Origin of the sequence: Streptomyces sp. NBC_01214 (assembly GCF_026340975.1) — a bacterium.
Lineage (GTDB): Bacteria > Actinomycetota > Actinomycetes > Streptomycetales > Streptomycetaceae > Streptomyces.
In genome coordinates, this window is the sequence record NZ_JAPEOS010000001.1 from 629,184 (window position 1) to 637,500 (window position 8,317).

At 61.3% G+C, this 8,317-nt stretch carries 4 protein-coding genes and 3 rRNA genes (1 of these 7 running past the window's edge); 5 read left to right on the top strand and 2 right to left on the bottom strand.

What is annotated here, in order from left to right:
* Positions 1-525: 525 nt before the first annotated feature.
* The 3 genes from OG594_RS03115 (at position 526) to rrf (ending at position 5,651) form a co-directional block, all read left to right on the top strand.
* A 16S ribosomal RNA gene (locus OG594_RS03115) occupies positions 526-2,050 on the top strand.
* A gap of 283 nt (positions 2,051-2,333) precedes the next feature.
* Positions 2,334-5,456: ribosomal RNA gene (locus tag OG594_RS03120) — 23S ribosomal RNA — on the top strand.
* Positions 5,457-5,534: 78 nt separating this feature from the next.
* A 5S ribosomal RNA gene (gene rrf / locus OG594_RS03125) occupies positions 5,535-5,651 on the top strand.
* Together the 16S, 23S and 5S rRNA genes form the textbook arrangement of a ribosomal RNA operon.
* A 428-nt stretch (positions 5,652-6,079) precedes the next feature.
* Here rrf and OG594_RS03130 read toward each other — a convergent pair.
* Together OG594_RS03130 and OG594_RS03135 are read right to left on the bottom strand one after the other, a co-directional pair.
* Positions 6,080-6,571 (bottom strand): ribosomal protein L7/L12, encoded by a 492-nt coding sequence (locus OG594_RS03130; protein ID WP_266594944.1) that lies wholly within the window; start codon positions 6,569-6,571, stop codon positions 6,080-6,082.
* A 264-nt stretch (positions 6,572-6,835) separates the two neighbouring features.
* The gene (locus OG594_RS03135; RefSeq protein WP_266594945.1) at positions 6,836-7,363 is read right to left on the bottom strand and encodes a putative immunity protein; all 528 of its coding nucleotides are present in this window, start codon (positions 7,361-7,363) and stop codon (positions 6,836-6,838) included.
* Between the two features lie 309 nt (positions 7,364-7,672).
* On the opposite strand from OG594_RS03135, the gene OG594_RS03140 reads away from it, so the two are divergent.
* Positions 7,673-8,221, top strand: coding sequence for an Imm21 family immunity protein (locus tag OG594_RS03140; protein WP_266594946.1), 549 nt, complete (start codon positions 7,673-7,675; stop codon positions 8,219-8,221).
* Positions 8,222-8,316: 95 nt separating this feature from the next.
* On the top strand, position 8,317 holds a 1-nt sliver of the coding sequence (locus OG594_RS03145; protein ID WP_266594947.1) for a hypothetical protein. The gene runs 896 nt beyond the window's last position; only 1 of the gene's 897 nt is visible here; the start codon is cut by the window's right edge — 1 of its three bases falls inside, at position 8,317; its stop codon lies beyond the right edge, outside the window.

Here is an 8,317-nt window from a genome sequence, read left to right on the forward strand (position 1 = left end):
AGTTGTCCCAGAGCCGGAAGGTTTTGGCGACAACGAATCCCGCCGCCTCGTTGCGGCACCCAACTCAGCACGATCTCCCACTGGGAACGAATTCGGCATGCCCGAATTCCTTTCCGAAGGCCGATTATGAATCGCCGGGGAAATCCACTAGAGTTCAGGAGTCGGAAGGGCCCAACAGCCCGGAAGACAAACCCCGCTGACTGGGGGTCAGGCCCGAAAGGATCTGATAGAGTCGGAAACGCAAGAACAGAACGAAAGCCCGGAGGAAAGCCCCAGCGGATGTCGCGGGGGTGAGTACAAAGGAAGCGTCCGTTCCTTGAGAACTCAACAGCGTGCCAAAAATCAACGCCAGAAGTTGATACCCCGTCCACTTCGGTGGATGAGGTTCCTTTGAAAAAGACCTGTAAGGCTTCCTCGTGGAGCACTTGCAGGCAACAACACAGCGAGGACGTTGTGGCGCGTCGGTCTCATTCCGACATGACGTGCCCGCTCTAAGTGATGTGTGCACCCGATTACGGGTAAACATTCATGGAGAGTTTGATCCTGGCTCAGGACGAACGCTGGCGGCGTGCTTAACACATGCAAGTCGAACGATGAAGCCCTTCGGGGTGGATTAGTGGCGAACGGGTGAGTAACACGTGGGCAATCTGCCCTTCACTCTGGGACAAGCCCTGGAAACGGGGTCTAATACCGGATACCACTCCTGCCTGCATGGGCGGGGGTTGAAAGCTCCGGCGGTGAAGGATGAGCCCGCGGCCTATCAGCTTGTTGGTGGGGTAATGGCCCACCAAGGCGACGACGGGTAGCCGGCCTGAGAGGGCGACCGGCCACACTGGGACTGAGACACGGCCCAGACTCCTACGGGAGGCAGCAGTGGGGAATATTGCACAATGGGCGAAAGCCTGATGCAGCGACGCCGCGTGAGGGATGACGGCCTTCGGGTTGTAAACCTCTTTCAGCAGGGAAGAAGCGAAAGTGACGGTACCTGCAGAAGAAGCGCCGGCTAACTACGTGCCAGCAGCCGCGGTAATACGTAGGGCGCAAGCGTTGTCCGGAATTATTGGGCGTAAAGAGCTCGTAGGCGGCTTGTCACGTCGGATGTGAAAGCCCGAGGCTTAACCTCGGGTCTGCATTCGATACGGGCTAGCTAGAGTGTGGTAGGGGAGATCGGAATTCCTGGTGTAGCGGTGAAATGCGCAGATATCAGGAGGAACACCGGTGGCGAAGGCGGATCTCTGGGCCATTACTGACGCTGAGGAGCGAAAGCGTGGGGAGCGAACAGGATTAGATACCCTGGTAGTCCACGCCGTAAACGTTGGGAACTAGGTGTTGGCGACATTCCACGTCGTCGGTGCCGCAGCTAACGCATTAAGTTCCCCGCCTGGGGAGTACGGCCGCAAGGCTAAAACTCAAAGGAATTGACGGGGGCCCGCACAAGCGGCGGAGCATGTGGCTTAATTCGACGCAACGCGAAGAACCTTACCAAGGCTTGACATATACCGGAAAGCATTAGAGATAGTGCCCCCCTTGTGGTCGGTATACAGGTGGTGCATGGCTGTCGTCAGCTCGTGTCGTGAGATGTTGGGTTAAGTCCCGCAACGAGCGCAACCCTTGTCCTGTGTTGCCAGCATGCCCTTCGGGGTGATGGGGACTCACAGGAGACCGCCGGGGTCAACTCGGAGGAAGGTGGGGACGACGTCAAGTCATCATGCCCCTTATGTCTTGGGCTGCACACGTGCTACAATGGCCGGTACAATGAGCTGCGATACCGTGAGGTGGAGCGAATCTCAAAAAGCCGGTCTCAGTTCGGATTGGGGTCTGCAACTCGACCCCATGAAGTCGGAGTCGCTAGTAATCGCAGATCAGCATTGCTGCGGTGAATACGTTCCCGGGCCTTGTACACACCGCCCGTCACGTCACGAAAGTCGGTAACACCCGAAGCCGGTGGCCCAACCCGTAAGGGAGGGAGCTGTCGAAGGTGGGACTGGCGATTGGGACGAAGTCGTAACAAGGTAGCCGTACCGGAAGGTGCGGCTGGATCACCTCCTTTCTAAGGAGCACAGTACCGATTGCAGACAAACGTTCTGCACGGTCAGCTCATGGGTGGAACGTTGATTAGTTGGCACGGTTTCCAAAACTCTCTGTAAGTACTGCTTCGGCGTGGAACACAGTGAAGTGGAGGGGATCGTGCTTGGCACGTTGTTGGGTCCTGAAGGTACGGCCGTAAGGTTGAGATCTTCAGTGCCGGCCCCAGTGAACTCGCCAGCTTGTCTGGTGGGGTGATGGGTGGCTGGTCGTTGTTTGAGAACTACACAGTGGACGCGAGCATCTGTGGCCAAGTTTTTAAGGGCGCACGGTGGATGCCTTGGCACCAGGAACCGATGAAGGACGTGAGAGGCCGCGATAGGCCCCGGGGAGCTGCCAACTGAGCTTTGATCCGGGGGTGTCCGAATGGGGAAACCCGGCAGTCGTCATGGGCTGTCACCCACTGCTGAACACATAGGCAGTGTGGAGGGAACGAGGGGAAGTGAAACATCTCAGTACCCTCAGGAAGAGAAAACAACCGTGATTCCGGGAGTAGTGGCGAGCGAAACCGGATGAGGCCAAACCGTATGCGTGTGATACCCGGCAGGGGTTGCGCATGCGGGGTTGTGGGAATGAGCTTGATCGGTCTGCCGGCCGGTCGGCGAGTCAGAAACCGTTGATGTAGTCGAAGGACATGCGAAAGGTCCGGCGTAGAGGGTAAGACCCCCGTAGACGAAACATCAGCGGCTTGCTTGCTCATCTCCCAAGTAGCACGGGGCCCGAGAAATCCCGTGTGAATCTGGCGGGACCACCCGCTAAGCCTAAATATTCCCTGGTGACCGATAGCGGATAGTACCGTGAGGGAATGGTGAAAAGTACCGCGGGAGCGGAGTGAAATAGTACCTGAAACCGTGTGCCTACAAGCCGTGGGAGCGTCGCCGTTGTTCTTCGGAACAACGGTCGTGACTGCGTGCCTTTTGAAGAATGAGCCTGCGAGTTAGCGGTGTGTAGCGAGGTTAACCCGTGTGGGGAAGCCGTAGCGAAAGCGAGTCCGAATAGGGCGATTGAGTTGCACGCTCTAGACCCGAAGCGGAGTGATCTAGCCATGGGCAGGTTGAAGCGGAGGTAAGACTTCGTGGAGGACCGAACCCACCAGGGTTGAAAACCTGGGGGATGACCTGTGGTTAGGGGTGAAAGGCCAATCAAACTCCGTGATAGCTGGTTCTCCCCGAAATGCATTTAGGTGCAGCGTCGTGTGTTTCTTGCCGGAGGTAGAGCACTGGATAGGCGATGGGCCCTACCGGGTTACTGACCTTAGCCAAACTCCGAATGCCGGTAAGTGAGAGCACGGCAGTGAGACTGTGGGGGATAAGCTCCATGGTCGAGAGGGAAACAGCCCAGAGCATCGACTAAGGCCCCTAAGCGTACGCTAAGTGGGAAAGGATGTGGAGTCGCAGAGACAACCAGGAGGTTGGCTTAGAAGCAGCCACCCTTGAAAGAGTGCGTAATAGCTCACTGGTCAAGTGATTCCGCGCCGACAATGTAGCGGGGCTCAAGCGTACCGCCGAAGTCGTGTCATTGCAGCAATAGGGCCAACGCCCGCTGTGATGGGTAGGGGAGCGTCGTGTGCCGGGTGAAGCAGCAGCGGAAGCTAGTTGTGGACGGTTCACGAGTGAGAATGCAGGCATGAGTAGCGATACACACGTGAGAAACGTGTGCGCCGATTGACTAAGGGTTCCTGGGTCAAGCTGATCTGCCCAGGGTAAGTCGGGACCTAAGGCGAGGCCGACAGGCGTAGTCGATGGACAACCGGTTGATATTCCGGTACCCGCTTTGAAACGCCCAATATCGAATCAGGCGATGCTAAGTCCGTGAAGCCGTTCCGGACCCTTCGGGGAAAGGAAAGTGGTGGAGCCGACGAACCAGACTTGTAGTAGGTAAGCGATGGGGTGACGCAGGAAGGTAGTCCAGCCCGGGCGGTGGTAGTCCCGGGGTAAGGGTGTAGGCCGAGGGGTAGGCAAATCCGTCCCTCATTAAGGCTGAGACCTGATGCCGAGCCGATTGTGGTGAAGTGGATGATCCTATGCTGTCGAGAAAAGCCTCTAGCGAGTTTCATGGCGGCCCGTACCCTAAACCGACTCAGGTGGTCAGGTAGAGAATACCGAGGCGTTCGGGTGAACTATGGTTAAGGAACTCGGCAAAATGCCCCCGTAACTTCGGGAGAAGGGGGGCCATCACTGGTGATAGCACTTGCTGCTTGAGCTGGGGGTGGCCGCAGAGACCAGCGAGAAGCGACTGTTTACTAAAAACACAGGTCCGTGCGAAGCCGTAAGGCGATGTATACGGACTGACGCCTGCCCGGTGCTGGAACGTTAAGGGGACCGGTTAGTGACCTTTCGGGGTTGCGAAGCTGAGAACTTAAGCGCCAGTAAACGGCGGTGGTAACTATAACCATCCTAAGGTAGCGAAATTCCTTGTCGGGTAAGTTCCGACCTGCACGAATGGCGTAACGACTTCTCGACTGTCTCAACCATAGGCCCGGTGAAATTGCACTACGAGTAAAGATGCTCGTTTCGCGCAGCAGGACGGAAAGACCCCGGGACCTTTACTACAGTTTGATATTGGTGTTCGGTTCGGCTTGTGTAGGATAGGTGGGAGACTTTGAAGCAGCCACGCCAGTGGTTGTGGAGTCGCCGTTGAAATACCACTCTGGTCGTGCTGGATGTCTAACCTCGGTCCGTGATCCGGATCAGGGACAGTGTCTGATGGGTAGTTTAACTGGGGCGGTTGCCTCCCAAAGGGTAACGGAGGCGCCCAAAGGTTCCCTCAGCCTGGTTGGCAATCAGGTGTTGAGTGTAAGTGCACAAGGGAGCTTGACTGTGAGACCGACGGGTCGAGCAGGGACGAAAGTCGGGACTAGTGATCCGGCGGTGGCTTGTGGAAGCGCCGTCGCTCAACGGATAAAAGGTACCCCGGGGATAACAGGCTGATCTTCCCCAAGAGTCCATATCGACGGGATGGTTTGGCACCTCGATGTCGGCTCGTCGCATCCTGGGGCTGGAGTCGGTCCCAAGGGTTGGGCTGTTCGCCCATTAAAGCGGTACGCGAGCTGGGTTTAGAACGTCGTGAGACAGTTCGGTCCCTATCCGCTGTGCGCGTAGGAATATTGAGAAGGGCTGTCCCTAGTACGAGAGGACCGGGACGGACGAACCTCTGGTGTGCCAGTTGTCCTGCCAAGGGCATGGCTGGTTGGCTACGTTCGGGAGGGATAACCGCTGAAAGCATCTAAGCGGGAAGCCTGCTTCAAGATGAGTATTCCCACCTCCTTGAGAGGGTAAGGCTCCCAGTAGACGACTGGGTTGATAGGCCAGATGTGGAAGCCCGGTAACGGGTGAAGCTGACTGGTACTAATAGGCCGAGGGCTTGTCCTCAGTTGCTCGCGTCCACTGTGTTAGTTCTGAAATAACGAACAGCTGTGTCCATGCCAGCGTGTTCAAATTTCATAGTGTTTCGGTGGTCATAGCGTTAGGGAAACGCCCGGTTACATTCCGAACCCGGAAGCTAAGCCTTTCAGCGCCGATGGTACTGCAGGGGGGACCCTGTGGGAGAGTAGGACGCCGCCGAACAATCATTGTGGGAAAGCCCCGCACCAACCCGTTAAGGGTTCGGTGCGGGGCTTTTCTGCGTTTACGGTGCACGCGCGCGGCCGCGTCGATGCCTGGCTGGCGGCCCAGGCCGCGTCCGACTTCGCACTGCTCAACAGGCAGAGCAGAGCAGCTCCTCGGCATCCCGCTGCCCGGTGATTGGGCCGAGAGCGCCGATGGCGGGGTACAGGGGTGGTCGACCAACGTCCCGGTCCGGACGAGGGTCGCGTCGGCCGGGCGGGTCACAGCGGTGGCGGCGATGTGCGCGGGCTGCATCCGTACCTCACCACGCAGGGCAGGACCTGGTGGGACGAGGACGGCTGCGAGGAGCTCAACGGGCACCCGTTGAGGGCAGCACCCATCGGGCTGCCCCAACCATCGCGTGTCTCTCAGATCCGGCTCTGGGTCCGTCAGTAGTGGTTCTCCCCGGTCCGTTGCCGGTGGGGTGGGCAACTCGCCCGACAGGCCTCGGGAGGCCACGGACCACTGCACGGGGCCGGGTCCAGCTGGCCAGCCGCCCGCGTGATGGTGCGGTCGCACCAGTCGCAGATCACTGTCGCGTTGGCCCCCGCGGCCTCAAGGGCACCGGCCACGTCCTGGGCGGTTTCGAGCCAGACGGGTCCTGTGACCGCTACGGGCGTACTGTCCAGCAGAAGCTTGCTGTTCCAAAGGCTGAGGCCGGTGACCGTTCGGATCGCACGGATCGCCTCCGTCTTCCGATCTCCAGACCCCGTGAGGAGTACTCGGAAACCTGGCTCTTCCACACACCCGCCCCAGTGGTCTCCTGCTGTCGAGCAAGTGAAGCATCCGCGCGGCTGACTGCCATGGGTCCGGCCGACTCCTCGGTCTCCCGGGACCGGCCGGCACCAACGGCTCGATCCGGTCCCCCTGTCGCTGGTCATCGGCTTCGCCGAGCAACTGCCATGGGCGCTCTACCGGCCGGACCGCAAGGAGTACGGACACGACCTGGTCGCAGACGCCTCCTCTCCACACCGCACCGGGCGTACGACCGCATCACCGGGGAGGAGCGGACCGCGATACGCGTTGCTCCTACGAGGCCTGCTCGAACACCGAGGGCTGGGCTGGTTCGGCAGCGTGGCCTGCGGATGGTGAAGAACTCCAGCGCCGTTGATCGTCCTCACGGAACGTGTGCCAGAACCCTGCTGTCACTCAGAGCGGCGGAGGGCGGCGTCGAGCTCGTAGTAGAGCGTGTCCAGCCGACTGCGACCAGGGCTGCGAGCCGGCATCTGGCGCAGCAGTGCGCGCACCTCCTGTGGTGCGTGCTCGATCGCCCACCGGATCTCCTCGTCAGCACCTGCGGCATCGCCCACGGCGAGTTCACGGGCGAGTGCCTCGTACACGGCGGGCCCCAGTACGTGCTTCGACTGGTGAGGGGTGGCTAACGGGTGGATGTACGGAGTCGCTGCCGCGTGGCACGCGGCACGGGCGGCGGCCGTGGCCGCCGGATCGTCGACGTCGCGCGCCGCCGCGTTGGCCGCCCAGGCGAGGGAACGTAGCTTCGCGGTCCTCCCACTGCCCTCGCGTGCGAAGGCTCGGATGCCTTCGATGGCCTCCCGAGGGCGGGGGTCGGCGGGAGCCTTCGCCTCGAAGAGGGGGAGGGCCCGTTCGACGCAATCGGCGGCCCAGAGTCCGAGTTGGCGGCGGTCTTCTTCGCTGATGGTCACCTTGTCCATCCGCCCATCATGCGCGGGTCCGGCGTTCGGCGGATCTAGTGGGCTTTGCGGAGCCGGGTACGTGCGTAGGTGCGGGAGGGCAGTGCGTCCGTCCCTCTCGGGGCCGAGGGGGCGGCGGCCCGCTCGGACCCGCCGTACGGGCCCTGGCGACGGGCGGCCGCCCGATGGTTGCATCTCCGCCGGCGGCACGGTCCAGGCGTACGAACTCCCCTTCCACGACGCCTCGTTGACCGGCATCCCGAGCAGTGCCGGAACCTCAGCGAGGTCGTTCCGGTCCCCCGTGCGGGAATCGGCCCCTACCCTCGCGGCATGGCGAGATATGCGGATCCGGGACTGGTCGACTGGGTGGAGTCCGGCGGGGGGCCGCTGGTGGCGGTGCCGGCCGAGGTGCTGACCCGGTGGGAGGGGGCGGACAGCGAAGGTCCGGAATCCGACTACGACAGGGCCTGCGCGGTCGTCGGCTTCGCCGGACTGCTCGCGGTGGGTCCTTCGCACGCATTGGTGTTGGGCGACGAGCCCTCGTCCACGGCGTTCCTCCCGGAGTACGGGGTCTTCGTGCGATGGGTGGCGGCCGAGTCGGAGGCGGAACTGCTGGGCGGTGTCGGGGCGGCGTTGGAGGATGCCGCATGGGAGGACGGGCAGGTCTGGGACGTGCCGGGGCCGGTCGTGTTGTTCGACTCCGCCTGGCCCGGCTCTGAGGTGGAGCCCGACAACCACCTACGGGTGGATCTTGCGGCCGGCCGGTACGAGGTCCGGGCCGCCCTGGCGCAGCCGAACTCCGAGACCGCCTTCCAGCTGGTCCGGTTGGACCAGCTGGACCGGCTGGACCGGCTGGTCCGGCCCGTCCGGCTCGTCTAGTTCGTCCAGCCGCTCCGGTCGTGGTCGGGGAGCGCGCGGCACGGGCTCTGCACGTTTCGACGCGGGCGTTCGAGCAGCGGCCTAGCCTGCTGTCCA